Annotated in this window: 17 protein-coding genes and 1 pseudogene; 15 read left to right on the top strand and 3 right to left on the bottom strand. The window is 38.1% G+C overall.

What is annotated here, in order from left to right; genetic code table 11:
• Positions 1-17: 17 nt before the first annotated feature.
• The 10 genes from rodZ (at position 18) to tsf (ending at position 8,674) form a co-directional block, all read left to right on the top strand.
• Complete coding sequence (gene rodZ / locus OCF95_RS04660) at positions 18-845, top strand: cytoskeleton protein RodZ (RefSeq protein ID WP_237447121.1); 828 nt, start codon at positions 18-20, stop codon at positions 843-845.
• Between the two features lie 10 nt (positions 846-855).
• Positions 856-1,401 carry a CDP-diacylglycerol--glycerol-3-phosphate 3-phosphatidyltransferase gene (pgsA, locus tag OCF95_RS04655; protein ID WP_237447122.1) on the top strand — a complete coding sequence of 182 codons (546 nt, stop codon included), beginning with the start codon at positions 856-858 and terminating at the stop codon, positions 1,399-1,401.
• Positions 1,398-2,225 carry an energy-coupling factor ABC transporter ATP-binding protein gene (locus OCF95_RS04650; RefSeq protein WP_237447123.1) on the top strand — a complete coding sequence of 276 codons (828 nt, stop codon included), beginning with the start codon at positions 1,398-1,400 and terminating at the stop codon, positions 2,223-2,225. The genes pgsA and OCF95_RS04650 overlap by 4 nt, the downstream gene beginning before the upstream one ends.
• Positions 2,210-3,049 carry an energy-coupling factor transporter ATPase gene (locus OCF95_RS04645; RefSeq protein ID WP_237447124.1) on the top strand — a complete coding sequence of 280 codons (840 nt, stop codon included), beginning with the start codon at positions 2,210-2,212 and terminating at the stop codon, positions 3,047-3,049. The genes OCF95_RS04650 and OCF95_RS04645 overlap by 16 nt, the downstream gene beginning before the upstream one ends.
• Positions 3,042-3,836 carry an energy-coupling factor transporter transmembrane component T family protein gene (locus OCF95_RS04640; RefSeq protein ID WP_237447125.1) on the top strand — a complete coding sequence of 265 codons (795 nt, stop codon included), beginning with the start codon at positions 3,042-3,044 and terminating at the stop codon, positions 3,834-3,836. The genes OCF95_RS04645 and OCF95_RS04640 overlap by 8 nt, the downstream gene beginning before the upstream one ends.
• A 58-nt stretch (positions 3,837-3,894) precedes the next feature.
• On the top strand, positions 3,895-4,713 hold the full coding sequence (mreC, locus tag OCF95_RS04635; protein WP_237447126.1) for a rod shape-determining protein MreC: 819 nt from the start codon (positions 3,895-3,897) through the stop codon (positions 4,711-4,713).
• Positions 4,713-5,207 carry a rod shape-determining protein MreD gene (mreD, locus tag OCF95_RS04630; RefSeq protein WP_001249446.1) on the top strand — a complete coding sequence of 165 codons (495 nt, stop codon included), beginning with the start codon at positions 4,713-4,715 and terminating at the stop codon, positions 5,205-5,207. The genes mreC and mreD overlap by 1 nt, the downstream gene beginning before the upstream one ends.
• Positions 5,208-5,300: 93 nt before the next feature.
• A complete protein-coding gene (gene pcsB, locus OCF95_RS04625) occupies positions 5,301-6,551 on the top strand; it encodes a peptidoglycan hydrolase PcsB (protein ID WP_247949407.1) in 1,251 nt (416 codons plus the stop codon).
• A 224-nt stretch (positions 6,552-6,775) separates the two neighbouring features.
• Positions 6,776-7,555 (top strand): 30S ribosomal protein S2, encoded by a 780-nt coding sequence (gene rpsB / locus OCF95_RS04620; protein ID WP_000268459.1) that lies wholly within the window; start codon positions 6,776-6,778, stop codon positions 7,553-7,555.
• Between the two features lie 78 nt (positions 7,556-7,633).
• Positions 7,634-8,674 carry a translation elongation factor Ts gene (tsf, locus tag OCF95_RS04615; protein ID WP_084950607.1) on the top strand — a complete coding sequence of 347 codons (1,041 nt, stop codon included), beginning with the start codon at positions 7,634-7,636 and terminating at the stop codon, positions 8,672-8,674.
• Between the two features lie 121 nt (positions 8,675-8,795).
• On the opposite strand, the gene cysK is transcribed toward tsf, so the two are convergent.
• From cysK to OCF95_RS04600, 3 genes and pseudogenes are all read right to left on the bottom strand, one after another.
• The gene (gene cysK, locus OCF95_RS04610; protein ID WP_049499108.1) at positions 8,796-9,722 is read right to left on the bottom strand and encodes a cysteine synthase A; all 927 of its coding nucleotides are present in this window, start codon (positions 9,720-9,722) and stop codon (positions 8,796-8,798) included.
• A gap of 96 nt (positions 9,723-9,818) precedes the next feature.
• Positions 9,819-9,905 (bottom strand): annotated as a pseudogene (locus tag OCF95_RS04605) (PH domain-containing protein); the annotation flags it as partial.
• A 90-nt stretch (positions 9,906-9,995) separates the two neighbouring features.
• The gene (locus OCF95_RS04600) at positions 9,996-10,631 is read right to left on the bottom strand and encodes a YigZ family protein (RefSeq protein WP_203212905.1); all 636 of its coding nucleotides are present in this window, start codon (positions 10,629-10,631) and stop codon (positions 9,996-9,998) included.
• 56 nt (positions 10,632-10,687) lie between these two features.
• Here OCF95_RS04600 and OCF95_RS04595 point away from each other — a divergent pair, with 56 nt between their 5' ends.
• From OCF95_RS04595 to rplI, 5 genes are all read left to right on the top strand, one after another.
• Positions 10,688-11,986, top strand: a complete 1,299-nt coding sequence (locus OCF95_RS04595; RefSeq protein WP_261104994.1) for an ATP-dependent helicase ComFA — start codon at positions 10,688-10,690, stop codon at positions 11,984-11,986.
• The gene (locus OCF95_RS04590) at positions 11,983-12,645 is read left to right on the top strand and encodes a ComF family protein (RefSeq protein WP_000649953.1); all 663 of its coding nucleotides are present in this window, start codon (positions 11,983-11,985) and stop codon (positions 12,643-12,645) included. Before OCF95_RS04595 ends, OCF95_RS04590 begins: the two co-directional genes overlap by 4 nt.
• Before the next feature lie 79 nt (positions 12,646-12,724).
• Positions 12,725-13,273: a ribosome hibernation-promoting factor, HPF/YfiA family gene (gene hpf / locus OCF95_RS04585; protein ID WP_000599102.1), complete on the top strand. Its 549-nt coding sequence runs from the start codon at positions 12,725-12,727 to the stop codon at positions 13,271-13,273.
• A gap of 135 nt (positions 13,274-13,408) precedes the next feature.
• Positions 13,409-15,382: a DHH family phosphoesterase gene (locus OCF95_RS04580; protein ID WP_261104992.1), complete on the top strand. Its 1,974-nt coding sequence runs from the start codon at positions 13,409-13,411 to the stop codon at positions 15,380-15,382.
• Positions 15,379-15,831 (top strand): 50S ribosomal protein L9, encoded by a 453-nt coding sequence (rplI, locus tag OCF95_RS04575; protein ID WP_084950616.1) that lies wholly within the window; start codon positions 15,379-15,381, stop codon positions 15,829-15,831. Before OCF95_RS04580 ends, rplI begins: the two co-directional genes overlap by 4 nt.
• Positions 15,832-15,851 lie beyond the last annotated feature (20 nt).

The raw sequence follows: 15,851 nt of genomic DNA, 5'->3' as shown, positions 1-15,851 counted from the left end.
AAGAAGGAATGACAAGTATGAGGAAAAAAACAATTGGTGAGGTTTTACGTTTAGCTAGAACCAACCAAGGGTTGACTTTAGAAGAATTACACAAAAAAACAGAAATTCAGTTGGATATGTTGGAAGCGATGGAAGCTGATGATTTTGATCAACTTCCTAGTCCATTTTATACTCGTTCTTTTTTGAGAAAGTATGCGTGGGCAGTTGAGCTAGATGAGCGAATTGTCTTGGATGCTTATGATTCTGGGAGCATGATTACTTATGAAGAAGTAGATGTTGATGAAGACGAGTTGACAGGTAGGAGACGCTCAAGTAAGAAAAATAGGACATCATTTTTACCTTTATTTTATTTTATACTCTTTGCACTATCGATTGTCATTTTTGTGACTTATTATGTTTGGAATTATCTCCAGACTCAACCGGAGCGTTCATCTGCGTCTAGTTATAGTGTGGTCCAAGCAACAAGCTCGACTAGTTCTGTAACTCCATCTTCAAGCAGTAGCTCATCTAGTAGTTCTTCGAATATGGAACCAGCTATAACGGTATCAGGTGAAGGAAATAGAGTAGAAGTTGCTTATAAAACGAGCAAGGAAACTGCAAAATTACAATTATCAGTCTCAGATGCTAGAAGTTGGATTAGTGTTTCAGAAAGTGAGCTTGAGGGTGGTGTGACCTTATCACCGGATAATAAAAGTGCGGAAACAACAGTTTCAACAAAAAATCCTGTGACCATTACCTTAGGTGTTGTCAAAGGTGTTGCTTTAACAGTAGATAATCAGACTGTTGACTTATCGAAATTAACAGCTCAGACTGGAAAAATCACTGTAACCTTTACTAAAAATTAAGGAAAAACGAATGAAAAAAGAACAAATTCCAAATCTCTTAACAATAGGTCGAATTCTCTTTATACCTATTTTTATCTTTATTTTAACAGTAGGAAATTCGATAGGGAGTCATATAGTAGCAGCTATTATCTTTGCTACTGCTAGTATTACAGATTATTTAGATGGATATTTAGCTCGTAAATGGAATGTGGTCAGTAATTTTGGCAAATTTGCAGATCCTATGGCGGATAAGCTACTAGTTATGTCTGCTTTTATTATGCTGATTGAGTTAGGTATGGCTCCAGCTTGGATTGTTGCAGTGATTATCTGTCGTGAGTTGGCTGTGACAGGTTTAAGACTTTTATTAGTTGAAACTGGTGGAACAGTTTTAGCAGCAGCAATGCCTGGAAAAATTAAAACTTTTAGTCAGATGTTTGCCATTATTTTCTTGCTATTACATTGGACTTTGCTTGGTCAAGTTCTACTTTATGTAGCCTTGTTTTTCACTATCTACTCTGGCTATGATTATTTCAAGGGTAGTGCCTATGTATTTAAAGGGACATTTGGTTCGAAATGAAATCAGTAATTGATGTAAAAAATCTTTCTTTTCGCCATAAGGAAAGTCAGGAATATTACGATGTGAAGGATATTACGTTTCACGTGAAACGTGGAGAATGGCTTTCGATTGTAGGGCATAATGGTAGTGGTAAATCAACGACGGTTCGCTTAATTGATGGCTTACTGGAAGCAGAATCCGGAGAGATTGTAATTGATGGCCAACGGCTGACTGAGGAAAATGTTTGGAATATACGTCGTCAAATCGGTATGGTTTTTCAAAATCCAGACAATCAATTTGTTGGAGCGACTGTTGAAGATGATGTTGCCTTTGGTTTGGAAAATCAGGGACTTTCTCGTCCTGAAATGAAAAAGAGAGTGGAAGAAGCTCTGGATTTGGTTGGCATGTTGGACTTTAAAAAGAGAGAGCCAGCACGTCTATCAGGTGGCCAAAAGCAACGTGTGGCTATTGCAGGTGTTGTAGCCCTAAGACCAGCTATTTTAATCCTAGATGAAGCAACGAGTATGTTGGATCCTGAGGGGCGTAGAGAACTGATTGATACAGTAAAAGGAATTCGAAAAGACTATGATATGACGGTCATTTCCATTACACATGATTTGGAAGAAGTTGCCATGAGTGATCGTGTGTTGGTCATGAAAAAAGGGTCAATTGAATCAACTAGTAGTCCAAGGGAGCTTTTCTCTCGAAATGATTTGGATCAAATTGGATTAGACGATCCTTTTGCTAATCAATTAAAACATTCTTTGAGCCAGAATGGCTATGATTTGCCTGAAAATTATTTGACAGAAAGTGAGCTAGAGGATAAACTATGGGAATTGCTCTAGAAAATGTGAGTTTTACGTATCAAGAAGGGACTCCCTTAGCTTCAACAGCTTTGTCAGATGTTTCTTTGACGATTGAAGATGGTTCTTATACGGCTTTAATTGGACACACAGGTAGTGGTAAATCAACTATTTTACAACTCTTAAATGGTTTATTGGTGCCAAGTCAAGGGAGTGTGCGGGTTTTTGATACCTTAATCACCTCGACTTCTAAAAATAAAGATATTCGTCAAATTAGAAAACAGGTTGGCTTGGTATTTCAGTTTGCTGAAAATCAGATTTTTGAAGAAACAGTATTGAAAGACGTTGCTTTTGGACCACAAAATTTTGGAGTTTCTGAAGAAGATGCGGAGCAGATTGCTCGTGAGAAACTGGCTCTGGTTGGAATTGATGAATCACTTTTTAATCGTAGTCCGTTTGAGCTATCAGGTGGACAAATGAGACGTGTCGCCATTGCAGGCATGCTTGCCATGGAGCCAGCTATATTAGTCTTAGATGAACCCACAGCAGGCCTGGATCCTCTGGGAAGAAAAGAGTTGATGAACCTGTTCAAAAAACTCCATCAGTCAGGGATGACCATTGTCTTGGTAACGCATTTGATGGATGATGTTGCTGAATATGCAAATCAAGTCTATGTAATGGAAAAGGGACGTTTAGTTAAGGGTGGTAAACCAAGTGATGTCTTTCAAGATGTTGTCTTTATGGAAGAAGTGCAGTTGGGAGTACCTAAAATTACATCCTTTTGTAAACGATTGGCTGATAGAGGCGTGTCATTTAAACGATTACCGATTAAGATAGATGAGTTCAAGGAGTCGCTAAATGGATAGTGTGATTTTGGGGCGTTATATCCCAGGGGATTCGATAGTTCACCGATTGGATCCACGTAGCAAATTGCTGGCTATGATGCTACTGATTTTGATCGTTTTTTGGGCTAATAATCCCTTGACGAATCTAATTCTTTTTATAGCGACAGGGATATTTATTGCTTTGTCAGGAGTATCTCTTTCATTTTTTATTCAGGGCTTGAAATCTATGTTTTTCTTGATTGCCTTCACAACTATCTTTCAATTGTTTTTCATTTCTAATGGGAATGTTTTGTTTGAGTTTTCGTTTGTGAGAATTACGGATTATGCTTTGCAACAAGCTGGAATTATCTTTTGTCGCTTTGTATTGATTATTTTCTTTTCAACTTTGTTAACCTTAACGACCATGCCCTTAAGTTTGGCATCAGCTGTCGAAGCTTTGTTAGCGCCTTTAAAGCGTGTGAAAGTTCCAGTTCATGAAATCGGTTTGATGCTGTCTATGAGTTTGCGTTTTGTCCCAACCTTGATGGATGATACGACGCGGATTATGAATGCACAGAAAGCGCGTGGAGTGGATTTTGGAGAAGGAAGTATTGTTCAAAAGGTGAAGGCTATGATTCCCATTTTGATTCCTCTTTTTGCGACAAGTTTAAAACGTGCGGATTCCTTGGCTATCGCTATGGAAGCGCGTGGGTATCAGGGTGGAAAAGGCAGAAGTCAATACCGACAACTGAAATGGACTCGAAAGGATACGCTGACCATTCTTGTTATTATCATACTTGGTTGTTGCTTATTTTTCTTAAAATCTTAGTAGCTTTCAGGAATTGATAAAAAGTTACTGTAACAGTTTTTGATATAAAGGTAGGGATATGAACCGTTTTAAAAAATCAAAATATGTCATTATTGTTTTTGTCACTGTTCTGCTTGTGTCAGCTCTCTTAGCGACGACTTATTCAAGTATAATTGTGACAAGATTAGGAGATGGAATCTCATTGGTTGATAGGGTTGTTCAAAAACCTTTTCAATGGTTTGATTCTGTCAAATCAGATTTGGCTCATTTGACACGAACATATAATGAAAATGAAAGTTTGAAGAAACAGATTTACCAATTAGAAGTTAAATCAAATGAGGCGGAAAGTTTAAAGATGGAAAATGAACAACTGCGCCAATTGCTTGATATGAAGTCCAAATTGCAAGCTACAAAGACTTTGGCAGCAGATGTTATTATGCGATCTCCGGTATCTTGGAAGCAGGAGTTGACCTTAGATGCAGGCAAATCAAAAGGGGCTTCTGAGAATATGTTAGCAATTGCAAATGGTGGCTTGATTGGGAGTGTCTCAAAAGTAGAGGAGAACTCTACCATGGTCAACCTTCTGACAAATACGGAAAATGCTGATAAGATTTCTGTTAAAATTCAACATGGTTCTACTACAATTTATGGAATTATTGTTGGCTATGACAAGGAAAATGAAGTTCTAAAAATTAGTCAATTAAATAGTAGTAGCGATATTAGTGCAGGAGATAAGGTGACCACTGGTGGATTAGGAAACTTTAACGTTGCTGATATTCCTGTTGGTGAAGTGGTTGCCACAACGCATAGTACGGACTACTTGACACGAGAAGTAACTGTTAAATTAAGTGCAGATACTCATAATGTGGATGTGATAGAATTAGTGGGGAATTCATAATGAGACAGTTGAAGCGGGTTGGAGTGTTTTTATTGCTTCCTTTCTTTGTTCTAATTGACGCCCATATTAGCCAGCTTCTGGGCTCATTTTTCCCCCATGTACATTTGGCTAGTCATTTTCTGTTTTTATTTCTCTTATTTGAGACGATAGAAGTATCAGAGTATCTCTATTTAGCTTATTGTTTTGTAGTGGGTTTGGTTTATGACATTTACTTTTTCCACTTGATAGGGATTGCGACTTTGTTGTTCGTCTTGTTGGGAGTATTTCTCCATAAATTTAATAGTGTTATTTTATTGAATCGTTGGACGAGAATGTTGGCAATTATTGTCATGACTTTTCTATTTGAGATGGGAGCTTATATACTTGCATTAGTGGTAGGTTTAACTGTGGATAGTATGTCTTTATTTATAGTCTATAGTTTAGTACCATCAATGATTTTGAACCTTATATGGATGATTATCTTTCAGTTTATTTTTGAAAAATTTTACCTATAAGAAAGAAATAAAAATGTAACAAAGGCGTAATATTCATTAGGCCTTTTTTTGGTATACTAGTAATGTCTTTAAAAGAAGGAGTATCTACGAAATATGAAGAAAAAAATCTTAGCGTCACTTTTATTAAGTACAGTAATGGTTTCTCAAGTAGCTGTTTTAACAACTGCGCATGCAGAAACTACTGATGACAAAATTGCTGCTCAAGATAATAAAATTAGTAACTTAACAGCACAACAACAAGAAGCACAAAAACAAGTTGATCAAGTTCAGGAGCAAGTATCTGCTATTCAAACAGAGCAATCAAACTTGCAATCTGAAAATGATAGACTACAAGCAGAATCTAAAAAGCTTGAGGGTGAAATTACAGAACTTTCTAAGAATATTGTATCTCGTAATGATTCATTACAAAAACAAGCTCGTAGTGCTCAAACAAATGGAGCTGCAACAAATTACATTAATACAATTGTAAACTCAAAATCAATTACAGAAGCTATTTCACGTGTTGCTGCAATGAGTGAAATCGTATCTGCAAACAACAAAATGTTGGAACAACAAAAAGCAGATAAAAAAGCTATTTCTGAAAAACAAGTAGCAAACAATGATGCAATTAATACAGTTATTGCAAATCAGCAAAAACTAGCTGATGATGCTCAATCATTAACTACAAAACAAGCTGAGTTGAAAGCTGCAGAATTGAATCTTGCTGCTGAAAAGGCTACTGCAGAGGATGAAAAAGCAAGTTTACTTGAGAAAAAAGCAGAAGCAGAAGCAGAAGCTAAAGCAGCTGCAGAAGCAGAAGCAGCTTACAAAGCTAAACAAGCAAGTCAACAACAAACAGTAGTTGCTTCTGGAAATACAACTTTTACAGCGCAGGTTCAAGCAGTATCTACTACTTCTTCATCATCAAGTTCATCTGAATCTAGTTCATCTGAATCATCTTCAAGCAGTGCTTCAACAGAATCAACAAGCTACACTCCTGCACCAGTAAAACATCATCCAACATACAGTACTAACGCTTCAAGTTATCCAACTGGTGAGTGTACATGGGGAGCTAAGACATTGGCACCTTGGGCAGGAGACTATTGGGGTAATGGAGCGCAGTGGGCTACAAGTGCAGCTGCAGCAGGATTCCGTACAGGATCTACACCTCAAGTTGGTGCTATTGCATGTTGGAATGATGGTGGATATGGACACGTAGCCGTGGTTACAGCTGTTTCATCATCAACAAGTATCCAAGTATCTGAATCAAACTATGGTGGAAATCGTACAATCGGAAATAAACGTGGATGGTTCAATCCTACTACAACTTCAGAAGGTTTTGTAACATATATCTATCCAAACTAATGAATGAAACAAAGAGGCTCGATTTGAGTCTCTTTTATGATTTATATAGTTACCTGCTTTAAAAATCTATTAAAATGGCTTGAAAATATTGAAAAAGTATGGTAAAATGAAACTTGTCGTGTGAACGATAATACTCATTCTTGATGAATTGTGAAACAGTTGCCCTTGGGTCGTTTTGCGAGTTGAAGTCAAGAAGAGGAAAAAAACAAAAAGGAGAAATACTCATGGCAGTAATTTCAATGAAACAACTTCTTGAGGCTGGTGTACACTTTGGTCACCAAACTCGTCGCTGGAACCCTAAGATGGCTAAGTACATCTTCACTGAGCGTAACGGAATCCACGTTATCGACTTACAACAAACTGTAAAATACGCTGACCAAGCTTACGATTTCATGCGTGATGCAGCAGCTAATGATGCAGTTGTATTGTTCGTTGGTACTAAGAAACAAGCAGCTGATGCAGTTGCTGAAGAAGCAGTACGTTCAGGTCAATACTTCATCAACCACCGTTGGTTGGGTGGAACTCTTACAAACTGGGGAACAATCCAAAAACGTATCGCTCGTTTGAAAGAAATCAAACGCATGGAAGAAGATGGGACTTTCGAAGTTCTTCCTAAGAAAGAAGTTGCACTTCTTAACAAACAACGTGCACGTCTTGAAAAATTCTTGGGTGGTATCGAAGATATGCCTCGTATTCCAGACGTAATGTACGTAGTTGACCCACATAAAGAGCAAATCGCTGTTAAAGAAGCTAAAAAATTGGGAATCCCAGTTGTAGCGATGGTTGACACAAATACAGATCCAGATGATATCGATGTAATCATCCCAGCTAACGATGACGCTATCCGCGCTGTTAAATTGATCACAGCTAAATTGGCTGACGCTATCATCGAAGGACGTCAAGGTGAAGATGCAGCAGCAGTTGAAGCAGAATTTGCAGCTTCAGAAGCTCAAGCAGATTCAATCGAAGAAATCGTTGAAGTTGTAGAAGGCGACAACGCTTAATTTATATAAATAGTAATTACCTAGGAGGGCGGGGCTTAGCCCGGCTCTCCTATTTTTAAAAAATATAGGAGAATCAAAATGGCAGAAATTACAGCTAAACTTGTAAAAGAGTTGCGTGAAAAATCTGGTGCCGGTGTTATGGACGCTAAAAAAGCGCTTGTAGAAACAGACGGTGACATCGAAAAAGCGATTGAATTGCTTCGTGAAAAAGGTATGGCTAAGGCAGCTAAGAAAGCTGACCGTGTTGCTGCAGAAGGTTTGACTGGTGTTTATGTTAACGGTAATGTTGCAGCAGTTATTGAAGTAAACGCTGAAACTGACTTCGTTGCGAAAAACGCTCAATTCGTTGAATTGGTAAATACTACAGCTAAAGTTATTGCTGAAGGAAAACCTGCTAATAATGAAGAAGCACTTGCTTTGACAATGCCTTCAGGTGAAACTCTTGAAGCTGCATACGTATCTGCAACAGCAACTATCGGAGAAAAAATCTCATTCCGTCGCTTTGCATTGATTGAAAAAACAGACGCACAACACTTTGGAGCATACCAACATAACGGTGGACGTATCGGTGTTATTTCAGTTGTTGAAGGTGGAGACGAAGCACTTGCTAAACAATTGTCAATGCACATCGCAGCGATGAAACCAACAGTTCTTTCTTACAAAGAATTGGATGAACAATTCGTTAAAGATGAGTTGGCACAATTGAACCACGTTATCGACCAAGATAACGAAAGCCGTGCAATGGTTAACAAACCAGCTCTTCCACACTTGAAGTATGGATCAAAAGCACAATTGACTGATGAAGTGATTGCTCAAGCTGAAACTGACATCAAAGCTGAGTTGGCTGCAGAAGGTAAACCAGAAAAAATCTGGGACAAAATCATCCCAGGTAAAATGGATCGCTTCATGCTTGACAACACTAAAGTTGACCAAGCTTACACACTTCTTGCACAAGTATACATCATGGATGACAGCAAGACAGTTGAAGCATACCTTGAATCAGTTAATGCTTCAGTAGTTGAGTTCGCTCGCTTTGAAGTTGGTGAAGGTATCGAAAAAGCTGCAAATGACTTCGAAGCTGAAGTTGCAGCTACAATGGCAGCAGCCTTGAATAACTAATAATAAAAAGGAAGCCAAATTGCTTCCTTTTTTCTATGCAGTCGATCTTTATAGGGAGATGTTCCTACTTTTAAGGTATAAATAAAAAGCCCTATAATAAGGGCTAAGTGTATTTAGGAGACTACACTTCAAATTCATAGAGTGCTGTAGACAAATAACGTTCGCCGTTATCTGGTGCTAGAGCAAGGACTTTCTTACCTGTACCTAATTTCTTGGCAACTTCAATTGCTCCGTAGATAGCTGCAGCTGAAGAAATCCCTACAAGGAATCCTTCTTTTCCACCAATCTCACGGCCAAGTGCGAGAGCATCGTCTGATGTTACACGAACGATACCATCATAAGCCTTTGTATCCAATGTATCAGGAATAAATCCAGCTGAGATACCTTGAATTTTGTGAGGGCCAGGTTTTTCACCAGATAGAATAGCAGATTCGTCTGCCTCTACTGCAAAAACTTGAATGCTTGAATTTGCTGTTTTGAGTGCATGAGAAACACCAGAAATTGTTCCACCAGTACCGACTCCAGCAACAAAGGCATCTAGTCCATCTTTACCGAAAGCAGCTAGTATTTCAGCTCCTGTTGTTCTTTCGTGTACTTCTGGATTAGCTGGATTGTCAAATTGAAGAGGAAGGAAACCATCACGTTCAGCAGCGATTTCTTGAGCTTTAGCAATAGCGCCTTTCATTCCCTCACTACCAGGAGTTAGGACGAGTTCAGCACCATAAGCTTGGATAATCTTACGTCGTTCTACACTCATAGTTTCAGGCATAACGATGACGACTTTATACCCTTTAGCAGCACCTACCCATGAAAGTCCAATACCAGTGTTTCCACTTGTTGCTTCAACAATTGTAGAACCTGGTTTCAGAATACCATCTTGTTCAGCTTTTTCAATCATGCTAAGAGCAATACGATCTTTTACAGAAGAACCAGGGTTGAATGCTTCAAGCTTTACATAGACGTCCGCAGCCCCTTCTGGCACAATGTTGTTGAGTTTAACAATCGGAGTTTGACCGATTAGTTCAGTAATGTTGTTATAAATAGACATATGAATACCTCTTTGTATAAGATATCTCTAGTATAACGCTATCTATACCATTTGTAAAATATAGAAATCCTATCGAAGTGATAGGATTTTTTTATATCACAGGTCTAAGCCATTAATTTTCAAGCGATTGTGATAAGCTAATTCTAGTAAATAGGTGTAAAGGAGAACGCTATCCGTTTTCTTTTTGTTCTAGTAGGTCTTGGCAAGCATCTTTTTATGTTGCTAATTAAAGTAGCGGTGAAAATATCAGTGAAACACTGTATTATCTATTATTTACACTAAGTTTACAGGAACTTCAACTTCTCGTAAATCTTGATCAGTTAAGGTAACTCTTCCATTAAAAAACTCCACAAGTGCAGCTTTAATAGTTTCTTTGTCTTCTTTATCAACATAAATCATCGTATCGACTTGATCTGTAAAATTTGTATCTAGCTCAATGAGGTTATGTTCTTTAAGGAAGTTACTGTACTCTTGGTACTGAGCGTAAGACATTTGAATAGCAATGCCAGCCTGTTCTTTTATTTCAATGATGCCAATTTCTTTGACAGCTAAGGCAACACTGCCAGCGTAAGCACGAATCAATCCTCCAGCGCCTAGTTTAATGCCACCAAAGTAGCGTGTCACTACCACACAGACATTAGTAAGATTGTGATTTTCTAGTACCCCAAGCATGGGAACGCCAGCAGTTCCACTGGGCTCACCATCATCACTTGTACGTTTGATTTCACTACGTTCCCCAATAATGAAGGCAGAGCAGTTATGAGTAGCTTTGTAGTGCTCTTTCTTGATGGCAGTAATGAAGTCACGAGCCTCTTCTTCGCTATAAACACGCTTGGCATGACAGATAAAGCGGGATTTTTTGATTTCTTCTTGGACTTGTCCGTCCTCTTTAATTGTTCTAAATTCCATGATTTAATTGTACTAAAAAATCATCTAAAGCGCTAGGTTTTTACGAATAAAGAAGTATGAAAGTAAATCCAAATTATCTCGGTCGTTTGTTTACGGAGAATGAATTAACAGAAGAGGAACGTCAGTTGGCAGAGAAACTTCCAGCAATGAGAAAGGAGAAAGGGAAACTTTTCTGTCAACGTTGTGATAGTGCTGTTTTAGATGAATGGTATTTGCCCATCGGTGCTTACTATTGTAGGGAGTGTTTACTGATGAAGCGAGTCAGGAGTGATCAAGCTTTATACTATTTTCTGCAGGAGGATTTTCCGAATCAAGATGTTCTTAAATGGCGTGGTCAATTAACTCCTTTTCAAGAGAAGGTATCAGAGGGACTGATTCGAGCAGTAGACAAGCAGGAGCCAACCTTAGTTCATGCGGTAACAGGAGCTGGAAAGACAGAAATGATTTATCAAGTAGTAGCTAAAGTGATTAATGCGGGTGGTGCAGTATGCTTGGCTAGTCCTCGCATAGATGTTTGTTTGGAGCTGTACAAGCGCCTGCAAGATGATTTTGCTTGCGAGATATCTTTACTACACGGAGAATCAGAGCCGTATTTTCGAACACCACTAGTTGTTGCAACGACCCATCAGTTATTGAAGTTTTATCAAGCTTTTGATTTGCTGATAGTGGATGAAGTAGATGCCTTTCCTTATGTTGACAATTCCACGCTTTACCATGCTGTCAAGAATAGTGTAAAGGAGAATGGCTTGAGAATCTTTTTAACAGCAACTTCTACAGATGAGTTAGATAGGAAGGTTCGCATCGGAGAATTAAAACGATTGAGTTTACCAAGACGATTTCATGGAAATCCTTTGATTATTCCTAAACCTGTCTGGTTATCAGATTTTAATCACTGTTTAGAGAAAAGTCGGTTGTCACCAAAGCTAAAGTCTTATATTGAGAAGCAGAGAAAGACAGCTTATCCGTTACTCATTTTTGCTTCAGAAATTAAGAAAGGGGAGCAATTAAAAGAAGTCTTACAGAAGGAATTTCCGCATGAGAAAATTGGTTTTGTGTCTTCAGTTACGGAAGATCGATTAGAGCAGGTACAAGCTTTTCGAGATGGAGAACTGACAATACTTATCAGTACGACAATCTTGGAGCGTGGAGTTACCTTCCCTTGTGTAGATGTTTTTGTAGTAGAAACCAACCATCGTCTGTTTACCAAATCTAGTTTGATTCAGATTGGTGGACGAGTTGGACGAAGCATGGATAGACCGACAGGAGATTTGCTTTTTTTCCATGACGGGTTAAATACTTCAATCAAAAAGGCAATTAAGGAAATTCAACAGATGAATAAGGAGGCGGGTCTATGAAGTGTTTATTATGTGGGCAGACTATGAAGGCTGTTTTAACTTTCAGTAGTCTTTTACTTCTGAAGAATGATGCCTCCTGTCTTTGTTTAGATTGTGATTCTACTTTTGAGAGGATTGGAGAAGAGAACTGCCCAAACTGTATGAAAACAGATTTGTCAATGAAGTGTCAAGACTGTCAACTTTGGTGTAAAGAAGGAGTTGAGGTCAGTCATAGAGCGATTTTTATTTACAATCAAGCTATGAAGGATTTTTTCAGTCGGTATAAGTTTGATGGAGACTTCCTTTTAAGAAAAGTTTTTGCTTCAGTTTTAAGTGAGGAGTTAAAAAAGTACAAAGAGTATCAATTTGTTGTAATTCCCCTAAGTCCTGAAAGATTGCTCGAGAGGGGATTTAACCAGGTTGAAGGTTTAGTTGAAGCAGCAGGGTTTGCGTATCTGGATTTATTAGAAAAGAGAGAAGAGCGAGCTAGTTCTTCTAAAAGTCGCTCAGAGCGTTTGGAGACAGAATTTCCTTTCTTTATTAAAAGTGGAGTCACTATTCCTAAAAAAATCCTACTTATAGATGATATTTACACTACTGGAACAACTATAAATCGTGTGAAGAAGCTGTTGGAAGAAGCGGGTGCTGAGGATGTAAAAACATTTTCCCTTGTAAGATGAGGAAAAAATTTGCAAAAATAAAATGAAAGCGTTATAATGAAATCAGAAAAACAAAAATGTTTAGAAAGAAGGTACTCATATGATTAAATATAGTATCCGTGGTGAAAACCTAGAAGTAACAGAAGCAATTCGTGATTATGTAGTTTCTAAACTCGAAAAGATCGAAAAGTATTTTCAAGCTGAACAAGAGTTGGATGCTCGAGTCAACTTGAAGGTATATCGTGAAAAAACGGCTAAAGTGGAGGTGACGATTCCGCTTGGCTCAATTACTCTTCGTGCAGAAGATGTGTCTCAAGATATGTATGGTTCAATTGACCTTGTAACCGATAAAATTGAACGTCAGATTCGTAAAAATAAAACAAAAATCGAGCGTAAAAATAAAAACAAGGTAGCAACTAGTCAATTATTTACAGATGCTTTGGTGGAAGATACAAATGTTGCCCAATCCAGAGTTGTTCGTTCAAAACAAATTGATTTAAAACCAATGGATTTGGAAGAAGCTATTCTACAGATGGATTTGTTGGGACATGATTTCTTTATCTATGTGGATGTTGAAGATCAGACAACCAATGTGATTTATCGTCGTGAAGATGGCGAGATTGGCTTGTTAGAAGTTAAAGAATCTTAATTTCAATATGTGTAAAGGAAGGTTTACTGAATTGTAAACCTCCTTTTTCTTATAATTGATAGAATTACTGATTACACTTTTAAAAAGTCGCTTTTTGGTGGTTATTATGGTATAATGGGTGCCAAGAGGTTTGGAATGAAAAAATTTTATGTAAGTCCTATTTTCCCCTTAATATTAGGAATAGTGGCGTTCGGAGTGCTATCTGTGCAACTTGTTTTTGTAACGAATACACTGGTAACGCTATTTCTTTTGCTACTTATTTTGGGTTCATATATTTTACTATTTATCCATCAGAGAGACTACTACTCAAAGAGTGAAGTAGAACAAATCCAGTATGTAAACCACCAAGCTGAAGATAGTTTGACAACCTTGTTAGAACAGATGCCTGTCGGAGTTATTAAACTAGACTTATCGTCAGGTGAAGTTGAATGGTTCAATCCTTACGCTGAATTGATTTTGACTAATGAAGTGGGCGAGATTGATGTTGCATTAATTCAAACAATTATAAAGGCTTCTGTGGGGAATCCAGGTTCTTATGCTACCTTGGGTGAGATCCGTTATTCGGTTCATATGGACAAGGTATCTGGAGTTCTTTATTTCTTTGATGTGTCTGGAGAATACGAAGCGACTGTTGAGTTAGTAACGAGTCGACCTGTGATTGGGATCGTTTCCGTTGACAACTATGATGATTTAGAAGATGAAACATCGGAGTCTGATATCAGTCATATCAATAGTTTTGTAGCCAATTTTGTTTCAGAATTTGCTGGGAAGCATGCCATGTTCTCCCGTCGAGTGAGTATGGACCGTTTCTATCTCTTTACGGACTACACGGTACTTGAGGGATTGATGAATGATAAATTTTCTGTTATCGATGCTTTCAGAGAAGAGTCAAAACAGAGACAGTTGCCTTTGACCTTAAGTATGGGCTTTTCTTATGGTGATGGAAATCATGATGAGATAGGTAAAGTTGCATTACTCAACTTGAACTTGGCTGAAGTGCGTGGTGGAGACCAGGTGGTTGTCAAGGAGAACGACGAAACGAAAAATCCAGTTTATTTTGGTGGTGGGTCTGCTGCGTCAATCAAGCGTACACGAACACGTACGCGCGCTATGATGACGGCTATTTCAGATAAAATTAGAAGTGTAGATCAGGTTTTTGTAGTTGGTCATAAAAACCTTGATATGGATGCTTTGGGTTCTGCTGTAGGTATGCAGTTATTTGCTAGTAATGTAACAGAAAATAGTTATGCTCTTTATGATGAAAATCAAATGTCACCAGATATTGAACGAGCTGTTGCATTCTTAGAAAAAGAAGGAGTTACGAAGTTGTTGTCTGTTAAGGATGCAATGGGGATGGTGACCAATCGTTCTTTGTTGATTCTTGTAGACCATTCAAAGACAGCTTTAACTTTATCAAAAGATTTTTATGATTTGTTTACCCAAACTATTGTTATTGACCACCATCGAAGGGATCAGGATTTCCCAGATAATGCGGTTATTACTTATATCGAAAGTGGTGCAAGTAGTGCCAGTGAGTTGGTAACGGAATTGATTCAGTTCCAGAATTCTAAGAAAAATCGTTTGAGTCGTATGCAAGCAAGTGTTTTAATGGCTGGTATGATGTTGGATACTAAAAATTTCACCTCACGAGTGACTAGTCGGACATTTGATGTTGCTAGCTATCTCAGAACGCGCGGAAGCGATAGTATTGCTATCCAGGAAATGGCTGCGACGGATTTTGAAGAATATCGTGAGGTCAATGAACTGATTTTACAGGGGCGTAAATTAGGTTCAGATGTACTGATAGCAGAGGCTAAGGACTCGAAATGCTATGATACAGTTGTTATTAGTAAGGCAGCAGATGCCATGTTAGCTATGTCAGGTATTGAAGCGAGTTTTGTTCTTGCGAAGAATACACAAGGGTTTATCTCTATCTCAGCTCGCAGTCGTAGTAAGCTGAATGTACAACGGATCATGGAAGAGCTGGGAGGTGGAGGCCACTTTAATTTGGCAGCAGCTCAAATTAAGGATTCAACCTTGTCAGAAGCAGGTGAAAAACTGACAGAAATTGTATTAAATGAAATAAAGGAAAAGGAGAAAGAAGAATGAAAGTAATCTTTTTAGCAGATGTTAAAGGAAAAGGAAAAAAAGGCGAAATTAAGGAAGTACCAACAGGGTATGCACAAAACTTTCTTATCAAAAAGAATTTAGCAAAAGAAGCAACTGCTCAAGCTGTAGGTGAACTTCGTGGTAAACAAAAATCAGAAGAGAAAGCTCACGCTGAGATGATTGCAGAAGCAAAAGCAATTAAAGACCAACTAGAAGCAGAAGAAACTGTTGTAGAATTTGTTGAAAAAGTTGGTCCAGATGGCCGTACTTTTGGTTCTATTACCAATAAGAAAATTGCAGAAGAATTGCAAAAGCAATTTGGAATTAAGATTGATAAACGTCATATCCAAGTACAAGCTCCGATTCGAGCAGTTGGTTTGATTGATGTGCCAGTGAAAATCTATCAAGATATCACAAGTGTAATCAATCTTCGTGTGAAAGAAGGATAAATTTACACCTTCTTGACAAG

The organism is Streptococcus mitis (assembly GCF_946188615.1).
GTDB lineage: Bacteria > Bacillota > Bacilli > Lactobacillales > Streptococcaceae > Streptococcus > Streptococcus mitis_BZ.
The sequence above is the reverse complement of the archived record's forward strand: the minus strand, read 5'-3'. Positions and strand labels throughout refer to the sequence as shown.

Excerpts from the sequence above, each read along its gene's own strand:
- rplI (WP_084950616.1), top strand. The coding sequence starts at position 15,379 with ATGAAAGTAATCTTTTTAGCAGATGTTAAAGGAAAAGGAAAAAAAGGC.
- OCF95_RS04650 (WP_237447123.1), top strand. The coding sequence starts at position 1,398 with ATGAAATCAGTAATTGATGTAAAAAATCTTTCTTTTCGCCATAAGGAA.
- pgsA (WP_237447122.1), top strand. The coding sequence starts at position 856 with ATGAAAAAAGAACAAATTCCAAATCTCTTAACAATAGGTCGAATTCTC.
- OCF95_RS04645 (WP_237447124.1), top strand. The coding sequence starts at position 2,210 with ATGGGAATTGCTCTAGAAAATGTGAGTTTTACGTATCAAGAAGGGACT.
- mreC (WP_237447126.1), top strand. The coding sequence starts at position 3,895 with ATGAACCGTTTTAAAAAATCAAAATATGTCATTATTGTTTTTGTCACT.
- OCF95_RS04600 (WP_203212905.1), bottom strand. The coding sequence starts at position 10,631 with ATGGAATTTAGAACAATTAAAGAGGACGGACAAGTCCAAGAAGAAATC.
- OCF95_RS04640 (WP_237447125.1), top strand. The coding sequence starts at position 3,042 with ATGGATAGTGTGATTTTGGGGCGTTATATCCCAGGGGATTCGATAGTT.
- cysK (WP_049499108.1), bottom strand. The coding sequence starts at position 9,722 with ATGTCTATTTATAACAACATTACTGAACTAATCGGTCAAACTCCGATT.
- OCF95_RS04580 (WP_261104992.1), top strand. The coding sequence starts at position 13,409 with ATGAAAAAATTTTATGTAAGTCCTATTTTCCCCTTAATATTAGGAATA.
- OCF95_RS04590 (WP_000649953.1), top strand. The coding sequence starts at position 11,983 with ATGAAGTGTTTATTATGTGGGCAGACTATGAAGGCTGTTTTAACTTTC.
- tsf (WP_084950607.1), top strand. The coding sequence starts at position 7,634 with ATGGCAGAAATTACAGCTAAACTTGTAAAAGAGTTGCGTGAAAAATCT.
- mreD (WP_001249446.1), top strand. The coding sequence starts at position 4,713 with ATGAGACAGTTGAAGCGGGTTGGAGTGTTTTTATTGCTTCCTTTCTTT.
- rodZ (WP_237447121.1), top strand. The coding sequence starts at position 18 with ATGAGGAAAAAAACAATTGGTGAGGTTTTACGTTTAGCTAGAACCAAC.
- pcsB (WP_247949407.1), top strand. The coding sequence starts at position 5,301 with ATGAAGAAAAAAATCTTAGCGTCACTTTTATTAAGTACAGTAATGGTT.
- OCF95_RS04595 (WP_261104994.1), top strand. The coding sequence starts at position 10,688 with ATGAAAGTAAATCCAAATTATCTCGGTCGTTTGTTTACGGAGAATGAA.
- hpf (WP_000599102.1), top strand. The coding sequence starts at position 12,725 with ATGATTAAATATAGTATCCGTGGTGAAAACCTAGAAGTAACAGAAGCA.
- rpsB (WP_000268459.1), top strand. The coding sequence starts at position 6,776 with ATGGCAGTAATTTCAATGAAACAACTTCTTGAGGCTGGTGTACACTTT.